Below are 14,831 nucleotides of genomic sequence, written 5' to 3'. Positions count from 1 at the left end.
TTTACGATCCTCGGGACGTCGGCGTTCACGCCCGGCGGCACCTGGGTGGAGGAGGTAGGAGATGCGACCACGCGTGGCGGCCGCCGCAGGCGGCGCGATCGCACTGGTTGTGGCATTGGGTGCGTGCTCGGAGAACACGGGCGAGGGCACCACGGTGGACACGAACCGGCAGCAGACCGGGGTCATCGCGACCGACCCGAAGGACTCCAAGGGCCCGGCGGCCGAGGTGCCGGGCGCCCAGAAGGGCGGCACCTTCACCATCATCCGGGAGACCCCCATCTCCCACCTGGACCCGCAGCGGACGTACTCGTTCGCCGGCCTGATGGCGTCGCCGCTGTTCTCCCGTTACCTGACCACGTGGAAGGACGACGGCAAGGGCGGCCTGGTCCTCGTCGGCGACCTGGCCGAGACGCCGGGCACCAACGTCAACAACGACTGCAAGGTCTGGGAATTCAAGATCAAGGACGGGGTCAAGTTCGAGGACGGCCGGCCGATCACCTCCAAGGAGATCGCGTACGGCATCGCCCGCTCCTTCGACCCGGACCTCTCCGGCGGCCCGACCTACATCCAGGAGTGGCTGGCCGACAGCCCGCAGTTCGACACCAAGTGGGACTTCAAGGCCAACAAGACCTCGCTGCCCCCGGGCCTGACCACCCCGGACCCGAAGACCCTGCGCTTCGAGTTCGCCAAGCCCCGCTGTGACCTGCCGTTCGCGGTCTCGCTGCCGACCACCGCGCCGCTGCCGGCGGACAAGGACACCGGCGTCAACCTCGACAACGCGCCGTTCTCGTCCGGGCCCTACAAGGTCGCCAAGAACCAGGTCGGCGTGCAGCTCACCCTGGACCGGAACCCGCACTGGGACCCGAACACCGACCCGGTGCGGCACCAGTACCCGGACCAGTTCGTCTGGAGCTTCGGCCCGACCGCCGACGCCGCGAACAACCGGGTGATCGCCGACAACGGCGCCGACCAGAGCGCCGTCGCCTGGAACTACGTGCCCGCCTCGCTGGTCGCCAAGGTCGCCAACGACCCGGCGCTCAAGCAGCGGAGCATCCTCTCCCCGACGCCGAGCGCCAACCAGCTCGTCATCAACAACCAGCGGGTCAAGGACCTGAAGGTCCGCCAGGCGCTGAACTACGCCATCGACCGCGAGGGCCTGATCAAGTCGGTCGGCGGGCAGACCGTCGCCTCGCCGCTGACCACGCTGATGCCGCCGTCGACGATCGGCTACAAGGCGTACGACGCCTACCCGGCCGGCGCGAACGGCAACGTCGACAAGGCCAAGGAGCTGCTCGGCGGCCAGACGCCGGAGCTGGTGCTCGGCGTCGCGGACAACACGGATGAGCAGCAGATCGCCACCCAGCTCAAGGGCAACCTGGAGCGGGCCGGCTTCAAGATCACCGTCCGGAACATCCCGGACGACTCGAAGCTCGACGAGGTCAAGAAGAAGGACAACCCCTGGGACCTGTACATCGGTAACTGGGCGGCGGACTGGCCGAGCGGCGCCTCGATCCTGCCGGTGCTCTACGACGGCCGCACCATCAAGCCCGAGGGCAACAGCAACAGCGCGTTCTTCAACGACCCGGCGATCAACGCCGAGTTCGACCGGATCCTGGCCCTCCCGCCCGGCGAGCAGGGCCCCGAGTGGGCCAAGCTCGACGAGCGGATCATGAAGGAGCACGCCCCGGTCGTGCCGCTCTACGTCGACGTGGCCTACCTCGTGCACGGCTCCAAGGCCGGCGGGGTCTTCGTCTCCAGCGTCTTCGGCTACCCGTCCTTCGTGAACGCGCACGTCAAGCAGTAACCCACAGGCACCAACCGCACGGACGGGCCCCGGTCGACAGCGTCGTCGACCGGGGCCTCCGCGCATCCGCCCCGCGCCGCCCATCTGTAAGGAAGGGTCCCTTCCTAACAACTTTCGTTAGGAAGGGACCCTTCCTCTACCGCAGGCGTTAATAAGGTGCCCCTCCTTACAGGTGCCGGCGGACGAAGTCCAGCTCCAGCCTGAGCAGGCGTTCCGCGGTGCCGCCGGCGGCCATGTGGGTGGCCCCGGTCAGCGGGAGCACCGAGTGCGGCCGGCCGGTCGCCAGCAGCGCCGCCGACAGGCGCAGGGTGTGCGCGGCCACCACGTTGTCGTCGACCAGGCCGTGCACCAGCAGCAGCGGCCGGGCCGACTCCGGATCGGTCACCGGCTCGCCGGCCAGCTCCACCAGCGAGTGGTGCGCGTAGATGTCCGTGCCGTCGTCCGGCAGGCCCAGGTAGCGCTCGCTGTACGCGGTGTCGTACAGCGCCCAGTCGGTGACCGGCGCCCCGACGATGCCGCACCGGAACAACTCCGGGTGCCGCAGCACCGCCAGCCCCGCCAGCCAGCCGCCGAACGACCAGCCGCGCACGGCCACCCGGCCGAGATCGAGGTCGGGATGCTTGCCGGCCAACGCGGTGAGTGCGTCCACCTGGTCGAGCAGCACGACGTCGGCCACCCGCCGGTGGATCGCCTTCTCGAAGGAGGGGGCCACGCCCGGGGTGCCGCGGTTGTCGACGGTGACCACCGCGAAGCCGGCGTCGGCCCACCACTGGCGCTCCAGCCAGGCCGAGCGGGCGGCGAGCACCTCCTGGTGCCCCGGCCCGCCGTAGACGTCCAGCAGCACCGGCAGCCGCCGCCCGGTGACGTAGTTGTCCGGGTAGAGCACCGCCGTCGGCAGCCGCCGGTCGGTGACCCGCTCCAGCAGCGGCAGCGGCGAGTACGGCGGGGTCGCGGCGAGCGAACGCAGCACGGCCACCTCGCGCTCGCCCTGCCACACCGTCCACCGGGTGCCCGGGTGGTCGAGCGAGGCGCTGCCCACCACCAGCACGTCCCCGCCGACGGCGGCGGTGTGCCAGCCCGGGTCGGTGGTGATCCGGCAGGCGTCGACGCCGCCGCCGATCGTGGTGCGCACCCGGAACAGGTGCCGCTCGCTCGGCTCCCCGTCGCTCGCCTCCACCAGCAGGTCGGCCGGGCCGGTGCCGCCGGGCAGCCGCCCCACCACCCGTCGCACGTAGAGCGACGGCGGGGTGAGCAGGGTCCCGTCGGCGAAGAGGCAGCGGGCGTCGTACCCGTCGTGGGCCAGTTCCCCGCCGACCAGCACCCGGCCGTCCGGCAGGTGCGCCGGGGTGCCGGGGATCGGCTCCACCCAGCGCGGGTCGGCCAGTTCGGCGTGCACCTGCGTCTCGCCAGTACGCGGGTCGACCGCGAGCACCAGGCCGTGCTGCTGGGAACGGCGCAGCACGGTGATCAGCGGCCCGCCGTCGGCCCAGTGCACCGCGGTCAGGTACGGGTAGGTCTCCCGGTCCCAGTGCACGTCGACCCAGCCGTCGTCGAGGTCGAGCAGGTGCAGGCTGACCTCGGCGTTCGGGCCGCCCGCCCGGGGGTACGCGACCGTGGTCGGCGGGCTCGCCGGGTCGGCCGGGTCGTGCAGGTGCCAGCGGTCCAGCCGGGACTCGTCCACCCGGGCGGCCAGCACGGAGCGCCCGTCGGGCGCCCACCAGTAGCCGCGGAACCGGTCGAACTCCTCGGCCGCGATGTGCTCGGCCAACCCCCAGGTCACCCCGGAGTCCTCGCCGGCCAGCAGGGTGTCCGTGCCGTCGTGTTCGACCACCCGCAGCTGACCCCGGCGGACCCCCTCGGCGGCGTCGGTCACGTACGCCAGGCGCTGCCCGGTCGGGTCGGGCCGCGGGTCGAGCACCGGGCCGACGGTGGCTACCTCGACCACGTCGCCGTGCACCAGGTCGGCCCGGAACAGCCGGCCGGCCAGCGCGAAGACCGCCACCCGGCCGGCGGCGTCCAGCGCGTACGAGCCGATGCCGGAGGCGCTCAGCCGCAGCCGCTCGCGCAGCGCGCGTTCGCCGGGGCTGAGCGCGTCGACGTCGGCGTCCGCCCCGAGCAGCGCCGCCGGGTCGGCGACCAGCCGCTCCTCGCCGGTCGCCACGTCCAGCAGCCAGAGCGCGTCGGCCGGGTCCTCGGGGCCGGCCGAGCGCAGGAAGACCACCCGGGAGCCGTCGTCGGCCACGGCGACCGCGCGCGGCGCTCCGCGGCTGAACCGGCGGGTGCGGGCGGCCAGCTCCGGAAAGTCCACAGGCCAGATCGTAGAGCGGCGCCGGGGGTGATGTGGCCGACCTGCGTGGACGCGTCACGGCGGGCGGAGGAGAACCGCCGGATAGAGTGACCACCGTGACGACGCTGCCCGACCGCCGCCTCCTGCTGGTCCACGCGCACCCCGACGACGAGTCCATCGGCACCGGCTCGACGATGGCGCACTACGCCGCCGCCGGTGCCCACGTCACCCTGGTGACCTGCACGCTCGGCGAGGAGGGCGAGATCCACGTGCCGGCGCTGGCCCAGCTCGCCGCCGCCGAGGCCGACCAGCTCGGCGGGTGGCGGATCGCCGAGCTGAACGCCGCGTGCGCCGCGCTCGGCGTCACCGACCACCGCTTCCTCGGCGGCGCCGGCCGCTACCGCGACTCCGGCATGATGGGGCTCGCTACCAACGAGCACCCCCGGGCCTTCTGGCAGGCCGACCTCGACGAGGCCGCCGGCCACCTGGTGGAGATCATGCGGGAGGTACGCCCGCAGGTCGTGGTCACCTACGACGACAACGGCTTCTACGGGCACCCCGACCACATCCAGGCGCACCGGGTGACGATGCGCGCCGTCGAGCTGGCCCGCGCCGAGGGCCTCGCCCCGGCCAAGGTCTACTGGACGGCCATGCCGCAGAGCGTGCTGGAAGCCGGGATGGAGCACTTCGCCGGCTCGTCGGACAACCCCTTCGCCGGCATCGACCAGGCCATCGAGCTGCCGTTCTGCACGCCCGACGCGCAGATCGCGGCGCGGATCGACGCCACCGACCAGCATGCCGCCAAGGAGGCGGCGATGCGTGCGCACGTCACCCAGATCCCCGACACCTCCTGGCTCTACTCGATCGCCGGCAACTTCGGCAGCGAGTTCATGGGCGTGGAGTACTACACCCTCGCGGTGGGCGAGAAGGGCCCGGGCAGCGGGCCGTACGGCTGGGAGGACGACCTCTTCGCCGGGCTCGACGTCGCCGACGGCCCGGACCGGTCCCCGGTCGGGGCGGCCGGCCTCCGGTGACGCTGCCCGCCGCGCCGATGTCGGTCGTCCCCGAGGAGAGCGCCCCGCCACCGCCGCCCGGCCGGTCCCGGCTGCTGCTCGACCTGGCACTGCGGGTGGCCGGCGGGCTGGTCGCCGTCCTCGGCGGGGTGCTGACCGCGGTGCTGGAGCTGCTGCTCGCCACGCTCCGGGTCGGCGGGCAGCTGATCGGCGTCTCGGTGGTCGTCGCCGTCGCGGCCAACATCGCGCTGAGCTGGTTCGCCCACGAGGCGGTCGGCCGTCGCTGGGCGGTGGCGCTGCCCGCGCTGCCCTGGTTTGTCCTGATGGCGGTGGCGGCGGTCCGCACCGCCGAGGGGGACCTGCTCGTCGCCGGCGACAACTGGGTCGGCCTGGCGATGATCGTGGCCGGCGCGATGACCTTCGCGGTGATGGGCTTCCGGCAGGTCCTGGCGCCGCCGCCCGTCCGTCCGGGGGACTGACGACACACAGGTTCCGGTGGTAGACATTCCTGCCAGGAAGCCCGCCGCGGAGGCGGGCGGTACGGCGGGAGGCGTGCGATGAGGGAGCGGTGGCGCGCGATCGGGATACTCGCGGTCGCGCTGTTCGGGGTCAACGTGGTCGCCCGGCTGGTCATCCGGTTCGGCTTCGACGGTGACGACACCGCCGCCGCCGACCGGGTGTCGCTCGGGATGTTCGCGGTGATCGGGCTGGCGCTGGCCGCGGTCGCCTTCCTCTGGGGCAGGCGTCGGCCGCTCGCCGCCTGGGGGTCCGACATGGCCGCCGCGGTCGGCGTCGCGCTGCTGCTGACGGTGCTGGTCGGGCCGCTGCTGGTCGGGGAGAACCCGTTCGGCGGGGGCGCGGGCACGTTCTTCGCCCAGATCTGGCTCTACCTCGCGGCCACCGGCGTCGGGGTGCTGCTCGGCTACCTGCTCCTCACGGCGCTCGGCCTTGACCACCGCTCGCAGTCCCTCAAGCGGTACGCCGAGCTGAAGGCCACCAAGCCCCGCAAGGTCGTCCGCCGCTGACCCACGCGCGGCTCCGGTCCACGGGCGCGCGCCGGGACCGGCCCGGGCCCTCGTGGCGGCACCACGCCCCTGTTCGGCCCCTGTCGAGCCCGCACAGCTGGGCACGGCCCCCGCCCGGAGGGCGGGGGCCGGATGTCGGGCGCGACTCCTGCCCGCACCGGAGGGCGGCGCGGTCAGTGCGGGGCGGTGCGGGTCAGGTAGGTGTGGTGGGTGGTGAAGCCGAGGGCCCGGTAGAGGGCCACCGCCGGGGCGTTGCGCTGCTCGACCTGGAGAAAGGCGCGCGAGGCGCCGGTCGCGGCGCCCCAGTCGGCGAGCGCGCGGACGACCCGGCCTGCCAGGCCCTGCCGCCTCGCCTCGGGCCGCACCTCGATCACGCTGAGCCCGAGCCAGCGCCCCGGCCCGGTGACCGTGCCGCGGCCGATGGCGAGCAGCGTGCCGTCGGCGTACACGTGGGCGAAGCGGACCTGGCCCACGGCGGTGAGCACGTGCCGGGCGGCGTCCGGCAGGCCGCCCTTGCGGCCCGCGACGACGGCGAGCCAGTCGTCCGACGGCGCGGCGGCCAGCTCGACCGGCGGTGACCCGGCGGCGGCCGGCGGCAGGCCCGCCAGCGGCACGGTCTGCACCAGCACGGGCGGGCCGCTGCCCCAGCCCCGCGCGTCCAGCTCGGCGCCGACCGGGGCGGCGAGCGGCAGCGGGGTGTTGACCAGCGCCGGTTGGCCGAGGTCGGCGTACCAGCGTTCCACCGCGTCGAGCGCGGCGGGCAGCGGCCGGTCCGGGTCGCCGACCGGCAGCGCCGAGTTGGCCCGGCCGGTCCAGCCGTCGGCCGCGCGCAGCAGCCAGTCCCCGAGCCGACCCCGGACTGCGGCGGGCCACGCCTCGTCGGCGGCCAGCTCCAGCTCGACCACGGCCGCGGCGGTGGGCCGGCGGGTCGGCGGCACCCGCTTGGCCCGGTGCACCTCGGCCACCGGGACCCGGAGCCGGCCGTGCGCGGTGGCGAGAGTGAGATGGGTCTCGCTCAGCTCGACCAGCTCGCCGAGGGCGTCCGAGAAGAGGGGCCGGCCTTCGCGAATCCCCACAATCCGGCGGACCACGATCCGGTGTCCCACATCCTGCTGTCGGAGCACGATCGACCCCCTCCCCGGCGAGATACTAGGCTCTTACCGTCGCGGGTGATCGCGGCGTGTCTTGCGGAGGAGAAGACCGGTGACCTACATCATCGCCGAGCCGTGCGTGGATGTGCTCGACAAGGCATGCATCGAGGAGTGCCCGGTCGACTGCATTTACGAGGGCAACCGGATGCTCTACATCCACCCCGACGAGTGCGTCGACTGTGGTGCCTGTGAGCCTGTCTGCCCGGTCGAGGCGATCTTCTACGAGGACGACGTCCCGGAGCAGTGGAAGGACTACACCGGCGCCAACTACGAGTTCTTCGAGGACCTGGGCTCGCCCGGTGGCGCCTCGAAGATCGGCAAGGTGGAGAAGGACGCGTCCTTCGTCGCCGCGCAGCCGCCGCGCGGCGAGGGCCACTGAACCGCCCCGTGCCGGTCTCGTCGCGGCTGCCCGAGTTCACCTGGGACACCCTGGACGCCGCGGCCGCGCTGGCCGCGGCGCACCCGGAGGGGCTGATCAACCTCTCCATGGGCACGCCGGTCGATCCGGTGCCCGAGGTGATCCGGCGGGCACTCGCCGAGGCGTCGGACGCCCCGGGCTACCCGCTGACCGCCGGCACGCCGGCGCTGCGCGAGGCGATCGCCGCCTGGGTCGCGCGGGCCTGCGGGGCGGGCGTCGACGGCCTCGGCGTGCTGCCGACGATCGGCTCCAAGGAACTCGTCGCCTGGCTGCCCACCCTGCTCGGGGTGGGCCCCGGTGACGTCGTCGTGGTGCCGTCGGTCGCCTACCCGACGTACGAGGACGGCGCCCGGCTCGTCGGGGCCACCGTCGTGCGCGCCGACTCGCTAACCGCGGTCGGCCCGACCCCCCGGGTGCGCCTGGTCTGGGTCAACTCGCCGGGCAACCCGACCGGGCGGGTACTTCCGGCGGCCCACCTGCGCAAGGTGGTCGACTGGGCCCGGGAGCGCGGCGCGGTGGTCGCCAGCGACGAGTGCTACCTGCCCCTGGGCTGGTCCGCCGAGCCGGTCTCGGTGCTCTCGCCCGAGGTCTGCGGCGGGTCGTACGACGGCGTGCTGGCGGTGCACTCGCTCTCCAAGCGGTCCAACCTGGCCGGCTACCGGGCCGGGTTCGTCGCCGGCGACCCGGCGCTCGTGGCGGAGCTGCTCAAGGTCCGCAAGCACGCCGGCATGATCGTGCCCGCGCCCGTGCAGGCCGCGATGGTGGCCGCGCTGCGCGACGAGCGGCACGCCGACGAGCAACGGGAGCGCTACCGGGCCCGGCGGGAGATCCTGCACGCCGCGTTCACCGGGGCCGGCTTCACCGTCGAGCACTCCGAGGCGGGCCTCTACCTCTGGCTGACCCGGGGTGAGGACGGCTGGGAGACGGTCGACTGGCTGGCCCGCCGGGGCATCCTGGCCGCCGCCGGCGCCCTCTACGGCCCGGCCGGCCGGCAGCACGTCCGGGTGGCGCTGACCGCGTCCGACGCGCACGTGGCGGCGGTCGCCGGCCGGCTGCGCGGCTGACCCCGCGCGACTGCGGCGCCCCGCCGTACGACCCCGGCACCCGCGCGGAGCGGTGGCTCGACGGGGTCGCCGGGGGTGCCCTCCGGGCGGTAGTCTGCCGCGGGCCTCGCATGTGGTCTTGCGTCACGTCGCGGTCGTGCGCGCGCCCGGACAGGCCGAAGTCGGGGGGCGTGGCGATGGACGGCAAGTTGCGGGTGGCCGGGAGCGGTCGACCGGCCAGCGAGGCCGGGGCCTCCCGGTCCGGCGCGAGGGCGGGCTGAGGTGCGCTACCTGCACCCGCTGCTGCGGGACCGGAACATCGACGGCGTGCGGCAGGCGTCCCTGGCGACGGCCGCCGTGATCTTCGGCGTGCTGAACGTCGCCGTCCTCCAGCAGGCCGAGCTGCGCGACAGCGGGGCCAAGGTGCTGGCCGTGCTGGTGTCCGCGCTCAGCCTGGCCCTCATCGGTGGCGTGGTGCAGCGGCTGTTCCTGCTGATCTGGGCCCACCCGGTGCTGGGCCAGTGGGTCTACGAGTCGTCGTCGGGCACCTGGGGGGTGGCCGACATCGGCCTGCGCGGCGGTGAGCTGACCTACTCCGTCCAGCTCTACCGGACCGAGCAGGACGCCATGGCGGCGGTCCGCCGCGAGCCCGGGTTCGTCGCCCGCTGCTTCGCCACCGTCTCGTCCGTCGGCGTCACGTACGACAAGGGCCAGCTCGAACTCATCTACAAGATCGGTGACGCGCACGAGGACTACGCGCCGCGCAGCGGCATGCTGACCCTCGCGCCGCTCGGCGAGCGGGAGATGAAGGGGTACTGGAAAAGCGATATCCTCGGCGCCGAAGCGAGTCGGGGCGTCCTCGACATGTACCGACCGAAACGCCGAGGTGCCTGATGCGTGAGAGACCCGGCGGGCCGTTGCGGGCCGCCGTGGTGGGCACCGGCCTCATCGGCGGGTCGATCCTGGTGCGGTTGCACGAGGCGGGCGTGGACGTCGCCGGCTGGGATCCCGACGAGGCCACCCGGGCGGAGGGGCGCCGCCGGGGGATCGCCTTCCCCGACGAACTGGTCGAGGCGGTGCGCGACCGTGACCTGGTATTCCTCGGCGGGCCACTGCCGACCCTGCCGGAGGCCCTGGTCACCGTCGCCGCCCACACACCCGAGGGCTGCGTGGTCACCGACGTGGGCAGCACCAAGGGCGGGTTGGCGGCCTTCGCCGTCGAGCGCGGCCTGACCGGCCGGTTCGTCCCTGGGCACCCGATGGCGGGCACGGAGCGGTTCGGGCTGACCGCCGCCGTGCCGGCGCTGTTCGAGGGGGCGGCCTGGGTGCTCTGCCCGGCGCCGGAGGGCATCAACGCGTTCCGGCTTCTGGCCGGGCTCGTCGTGGACGTCTTCGCGGCCCGGGTGGTGCCGATGTCCCCGTCCGTGCACGACGCGGTGGTGGCCCTGTCGTCCCACGTCCCCCACCTGTTGGCCGGCAGCCTCGCCGGTGCGGTGGCCCGGTCGGACGTCCGGGACGCCGTGCTCGGGCTCGCCGCGGGCAGCTTCCGGGACGGCACCCGGATCGCCGGCACGCCCGCGAAGCGGACCGCGGACATGCTGTTCCACAACCGCGAGCAGGTCGTCCGGCAGCTCGACCGGGTGCGCGCCTTCCTGGACGAGCTGTCGGCGGCATTGGCCCGCGACGACCTGGACGCGCTCGTCGAGGGCTACCGGCAGGCCCGCGACCTGCGGACGGCCCTGCTCGACCGGGACCTGCACGCGTCCCGGCGGGAGTTCCCGACGAGCGGGGACCACGCCGACGAGCTCGCGTACCTGCTGGCGCTGGGCGAGGCGGGCGGGCACCTCACCGGCTGCCGCGTCGGCCCCGGCACCGTCGCCTACACCGGCCACCTCCCGGCATCCGCCGACCCCGCCTGACCGGGCGGCCCGCAGGGTCTCCTGCGCCGGCGAGCCGGCGCCGAGGACGGTCGGCGCGCCGCGGCACGTCGGCCGGTCGCCGCCCGCGTCGCTTCCCGAGCGTGGCGGGCGGGCGGACGGGAGCGCGGTTAGGGTGAGGGCATGGTGGACGGGCCGGTGGTGGCGGTGCGCGGCGAGGCGTACCGGGAGGTCCCTCCCGAGATCGCCCGGTTCACGGTGACCGCCACGGCCCGCGACCGGGACCGGGAGGCCACCCTGACCCGGCTGGCCGAGCGGGCCGCCGCCGTCCGGGTGCTGCTCGACGGCTACGGCCCCGCGATCGACCGGCGGGAGACCGGCGAGCTGCGGGTCCGGCCGGAGACCCGGCGCTCCGGCGAGCGGGTGGTGGCGTACCACGGCAGCGTGGCGACCACCGTGACGGTCAGCGACTTCACCGCGCTCGGCGACCTGATGCTGCGCCTGGCCGACCAGGACCAGGTCGAGGTGGCCGGGCCGTGGTGGTCGCTGCGGCCGGACAGCCCGGCGCACCGGGAGGCCCGGCACGCCGCGATCGCCGACGCGCTGCTGCGCGCCCGCGAGTACGCGGAGGCGCTCGGCGCCCGGGTGACCGCCCTGATCGAGCTGGCCGACGTGGGCGCGGCGGAGCGGCCCATGATGAGCCGGATGGCGTACGGGATGGGCGGCGGCGCCGAGGCCGGGCCGCCGGAGCTGGAGCTCGACCCGCAGCCGCAGACCGTGCAGGCGGCGGTGCAGGCGCGGTTCGCGATCAGCGAGCCGGTTCTCGGCTGATGACAGCCGCCCGGGTCGTCGGGGTCGACGAGTTGGTCGCGCGGGCACGCGCCCTCGCCGACGCCGGCCCGCGTCAGCTCCTCGGCATCGCCGGGGCGCCCGGCGCGGGCAAGTCCACGCTGGCGGAGCGGATCGTCGAGGCGGTCGGCCCCGCCGCCCGGCTGGTGCCGATGGACGGCTTCCACCTGGCCCAGGCCGAGCTGCACCGGTTGGGCCGGGCCGAGCGCAAGGGCGCCGTCGACACGTTCGACGCCAACGGCTACGTCTCGATGCTGCGGCGACTGCGTCGGCTGGAGCCGACCGCCGTCTACGCGCCGGCGTTCCGGCGGGACCTGGAGGAGCCGGTGGCCGGGGCGATCGAGGTGCCGCCGTCGGTGCGGCTGGTGGTCACCGAGGGCAACTACCTGCTGCTGGGCGCGCCGCCCTGGGACGAGGTGCGGTCGTTGCTGCACGAGGCGTGGTTCCTCGACCTGGACGTCGAGCTGCGGCTGCGCCGGCTGACCGTCCGGCACCAGGCGTACGGGCGGTCGGCGGAGCAGGCCCGGGCGTGGGCGACGGGCAGCGACGAGGCCAACGCCGCCCTGGTGGCGGGCACCGCGCACGCCGCCGACCTGGTCGTCCGGCTCGACGAGCCGCCGCCGGCCTGACCCCGCCCAGTGCGGCCGGTCGGGGTCAGCCGGCGCCGCGGCGGGGCGCCGGCACGCCCTGTCGCAGCAGCCAGGCCACCCGCGAGCGTTCCCGCTGGAACTCGGCCGCCTCCGGGTAGCCGCTGTGGTTGCGGATCGGCGGGTCGGCCACCTCCCCGTCGCTGGGGTGCAGCGCCTCCGGGTCGCGTACGGCGACCTCGCGTTCCCCCGCCGTCACCTGCCAGCCGAGGGGGTCGGTGGCCCGCCAGAAGTTGGTCCAGCGGGTGCGCCCACCGGGCGGCGTCAGCGCGTCGGCCAGCACCGGCAGCCGGTCAGGCCCGAAGTACGCCGGGAAGACCCGCCCGTAGAGCCGGGTGAGCTGGCAGCCGTAGGAGAAGTACCAGATCCGCCGCCGCGACCGGGCGGGGAGCTGGAGGATCACCGCGGCGCAGATCACCGTGCCCTGGCTGTGCCCGGAGAGGATGATCCCGTCCACGGCCCCGGGATCGTGCTCGTCCAGCGCCAGCAGCCCGGCCGTGCGGGTCTGCAACTCGGGCACGGCCCGCTCGGCGTAGCTGGGCGGGGCGAGCGGGTGCGCGGCCCGGGGCCAGAAGGTGCCGACGTCCCAGAGCACGCCGACCGAGCGGCGGACGACGTCGTTCCGGTAGACCAGCAGACCCACGGCGCCGACGAGCACGGGCAGCCAGCCGAGCATCCGGTCGCCCACGCCGGAGATCCACTCGACCACGGCGGCGCCGCCGGTCGCCGCCGTGGGGTGGGGCCGGCCGCCGGAGAGCGCGGCGGCGTAGCCGAGGGCGACCAGCACCCCGGACGCGGCGGCGTAGCGGCCGACCAGCCGCACCGCGTGCTCACCGACCAACCGGTGCAGCGCCCGCCAGGCGCTCACCTGCCGGCAGCGCCGCAGGTCGTGGCCGGAGAGCCGGTGACCGGCGGGCACCAGCTCCGCGTACTCGTGGCGGCGCAGGCGGAGAAAGAGCAGGCCGGCCCGGGCGGCCGTGGCGACGAGCGTGAGCAGGGCGACGGCGAACGCGAGCCCGGCCCAGGTCACCGGGACCGGGGGCGCCACGGGGGAGACCGCGTCGGCCGTCGCGCCGTCGCCGAGCCGGCCGGTGACCCAGTGGAGCAGGCCGGCGCAGTAGGACAGGCAGAGCACCCAGCCGAAGCCGGCGATGAGCGCCGGGGCCCGGCCGCCCCAGGCCAGGTCGGTGTGGGGCTCCAGCGGCTGCCGCTCGGCCGGCGTCGGTACGCGCGGCAGCAGCAGGCCGGTCGCGGCGAGCGCGACGACCCCGAGGGCGAGCATCCAGACCTCCAGCGGCGGAGGCGCGGGCGGGATCCCGGGCAGCCGGCCCGCGATCCAGGCGACGCCGAGGGCGAGCAGCAGGGCGGCCGCCGCCGGCGCGGCGAGCGCCCGCCGCCCCGACCGGCTCACCGACCCGATCGCGATCAGCAACAGCAGTTGCCCGGTGCCGAGCCAGGCGATGACCCGGTCGACGCCGGGCAGCGACCGGTCGGCCGGGCACGGCGGCGCGGCGGGCTGCCGGCCGCAGCCGGGCACCTGGCGCAGGTCGGCCAGCGGGGTGCCCGCGGGCCCGTCGGGCAGCAGCAGGACCAGCAGGGTGCCCGCCAGCCCGGCGCCGGTGAGCACGATGACCACCACGCTCCAGCGGCCGAGCGGGGTGTGGCCGGCGCGCCGGGTCAGCCAGGGCCGCGCGAGCGCCACGACCGCGATCAGCACGGCGGCGGCGAACGCGGCCACTGTGGGCCAGGCGACGGCGGCCCGGGCGCCGCGGGGCGGGTCCATCGCGAGGACCGCGCCGAGCGGTACGGCGGCGGCCACGACGGCACCGGTGCAGAGGTGCAGCACGGCCGCGCGGCGCAGCTGCCCCTCCCCGTTCCAGAAGGTGGGGTGCTGGAGCGGGTTGCCCGGCGGGCCGGGTGGCGGTTCGGGCGCCGGTGGCTCCGGCACGGGCTGCCCGGGCTCGCCCGTCGGGGTCCCCCCGGGCGGCCGGGCGCCGGCGAGGGGGGCCGGCTCGGCCGGCATCTGCGCCTCGTACTGGTAGGTCCGCCAGCTCACCAGCCCGAGCAGGGCCAGCACGCCGAGCGGTGCGAGCAGGCCGACGGCGAGGGGCCGCGCGCCCTCGCTCCACCAGCCCTGCCCGAGGAACTCCCAGGGGCCGGGGAGCCGGCGCAGGCAGTCCTCGTCGACGCACTGCCAGCCCACGAGGTCGACCCCGACACCGGTGAGGGTGAGCGCGAGCGTGCCGGTGAGGCTCAGGCAGAACAGCCGGATCAACCAGGCGGTGACCCCCGACCTGCCGGCCGGGCGTTCGTCGTCCGGGTCCGCCGGGATGCGCGGCCGGGCGTGCAGCGCGACGTTGGCCAGGGTGAAGGGCAGCAGCAGCGTCCACAGCGCCCGTTCCACGTCACGCGCGGTCCGCCCGCCGGAGGTCAACTGCCCCCAGCTGTACGCCTCGACGACGACCGGGTCGTCCGGCCCGGCGGCGGGGGAGCGGTAGAAGCCGGTGACCGGGTCGCCCGCGACGCGCCACGGCGGGGGCGGGTCGGCCCCCGGCGCGGGCCGCAGGCCGAGGATCTGGCCCGGTGGCGTGTTGGAGACCCCGTGCACGCGCAGTTCGAGCACCCGACCGACCATCCCCGCCTCCTGGTGACGACGTCACCACCCACAGTGCCGTGGGCGTGGTCGTCCACGCCAGTCGCGGATGGACGTTTGTGCA

13 protein-coding genes are annotated in these 14,831 nt (G+C 75.1%); 10 read left to right on the top strand and 3 right to left on the bottom strand.

From position 1 onward, the window contains the following. Nucleotides 1-61 precede the first annotated feature (61 nt). A complete protein-coding gene (locus tag ACGF5C_RS02785; protein ID WP_393296110.1) occupies nucleotides 62-1,804 on the top strand; it encodes an ABC transporter substrate-binding protein in 1,743 nt (580 codons plus the stop codon). Between the two features lie 166 nt (nucleotides 1,805-1,970). Here the strand turns inward: ACGF5C_RS02785 and ACGF5C_RS02780 are convergent, their stop codons facing one another. Beyond that, nucleotides 1,971-4,112, bottom strand: coding sequence for a prolyl oligopeptidase family serine peptidase (locus tag ACGF5C_RS02780; protein WP_393296108.1), 2,142 nt, complete (start codon nucleotides 4,110-4,112; stop codon nucleotides 1,971-1,973). 86 nt (nucleotides 4,113-4,198) lie between these two features. Here ACGF5C_RS02780 and mshB point away from each other — a divergent pair, with 86 nt between their 5' ends. The 3 genes from mshB (at nucleotide 4,199) to ACGF5C_RS02765 (ending at nucleotide 6,129) form a co-directional block, all read left to right on the top strand. Next, nucleotides 4,199-5,125 carry an N-acetyl-1-D-myo-inositol-2-amino-2-deoxy-alpha-D-glucopyranoside deacetylase gene (gene mshB, locus ACGF5C_RS02775; RefSeq protein ID WP_393296106.1) on the top strand — a complete coding sequence of 309 codons (927 nt, stop codon included), beginning with the start codon at nucleotides 4,199-4,201 and terminating at the stop codon, nucleotides 5,123-5,125. Between the two features lie 17 nt (nucleotides 5,126-5,142). Further along, the gene (locus ACGF5C_RS02770; RefSeq protein WP_357694477.1) at nucleotides 5,143-5,583 is read left to right on the top strand and encodes a hypothetical protein; all 441 of its coding nucleotides are present in this window, start codon (nucleotides 5,143-5,145) and stop codon (nucleotides 5,581-5,583) included. 78 nt (nucleotides 5,584-5,661) lie between these two features. Next, entirely contained in the window at nucleotides 5,662-6,129 is a 468-nt protein-coding gene (locus ACGF5C_RS02765) for a hypothetical protein (protein WP_393296104.1), read from the top strand. 173 nt (nucleotides 6,130-6,302) lie between these two features. Here ACGF5C_RS02765 and ACGF5C_RS02760 read toward each other — a convergent pair whose 3' ends face one another. Further along, on the bottom strand, nucleotides 6,303-7,253 hold the full coding sequence (locus ACGF5C_RS02760; protein ID WP_393296102.1) for a GNAT family N-acetyltransferase: 951 nt from the start codon (nucleotides 7,251-7,253) through the stop codon (nucleotides 6,303-6,305). A 79-nt stretch (nucleotides 7,254-7,332) separates the two neighbouring features. On the opposite strand from ACGF5C_RS02760, the gene fdxA reads away from it, so the two are divergent. The 6 genes from fdxA (at nucleotide 7,333) to ACGF5C_RS02730 (ending at nucleotide 12,096) form a co-directional block, all read left to right on the top strand. Then, nucleotides 7,333-7,659: a ferredoxin gene (fdxA, locus tag ACGF5C_RS02755; RefSeq protein ID WP_089005361.1), complete on the top strand. Its 327-nt coding sequence runs from the start codon at nucleotides 7,333-7,335 to the stop codon at nucleotides 7,657-7,659. Then, nucleotides 7,656-8,762, top strand: a complete 1,107-nt coding sequence (dapC, locus tag ACGF5C_RS02750; RefSeq protein WP_393296483.1) for a succinyldiaminopimelate transaminase — start codon at nucleotides 7,656-7,658, stop codon at nucleotides 8,760-8,762. Before fdxA ends, dapC begins: the two co-directional genes overlap by 4 nt. Nucleotides 8,763-9,023: 261 nt before the next feature. After that, entirely contained in the window at nucleotides 9,024-9,635 is a 612-nt protein-coding gene (locus tag ACGF5C_RS02745; RefSeq protein WP_393296100.1) for a hypothetical protein, read from the top strand. Beyond that, entirely contained in the window at nucleotides 9,635-10,660 is a 1,026-nt protein-coding gene (locus ACGF5C_RS02740) for a prephenate dehydrogenase (RefSeq protein WP_393296098.1), read from the top strand. Before ACGF5C_RS02745 ends, ACGF5C_RS02740 begins: the two co-directional genes overlap by 1 nt. Nucleotides 10,661-10,801: 141 nt before the next feature. After that, on the top strand, nucleotides 10,802-11,449 hold the full coding sequence (locus tag ACGF5C_RS02735; RefSeq protein ID WP_393296096.1) for an SIMPL domain-containing protein: 648 nt from the start codon (nucleotides 10,802-10,804) through the stop codon (nucleotides 11,447-11,449). Continuing rightward, on the top strand, nucleotides 11,449-12,096 hold the full coding sequence (locus ACGF5C_RS02730; RefSeq protein WP_393296094.1) for a nucleoside/nucleotide kinase family protein: 648 nt from the start codon (nucleotides 11,449-11,451) through the stop codon (nucleotides 12,094-12,096). Before ACGF5C_RS02735 ends, ACGF5C_RS02730 begins: the two co-directional genes overlap by 1 nt. A gap of 25 nt (nucleotides 12,097-12,121) precedes the next feature. Here the strand turns inward: ACGF5C_RS02730 and ACGF5C_RS02725 are convergent, their stop codons facing one another. Continuing rightward, a complete protein-coding gene (locus tag ACGF5C_RS02725; protein WP_393296092.1) occupies nucleotides 12,122-14,749 on the bottom strand; it encodes a hypothetical protein in 2,628 nt (875 codons plus the stop codon). Nucleotides 14,750-14,831 lie beyond the last annotated feature (82 nt).

The organism is Micromonospora sp. NPDC047620 (genome assembly GCF_043205005.1).
In the GTDB taxonomy this organism is placed as follows: Bacteria; Actinomycetota; Actinomycetes; order Mycobacteriales; family Micromonosporaceae; genus Micromonospora.
Note: the sequence above shows the minus strand (reverse complement) of the source record. Positions and strands in the feature narration are given on the sequence as shown.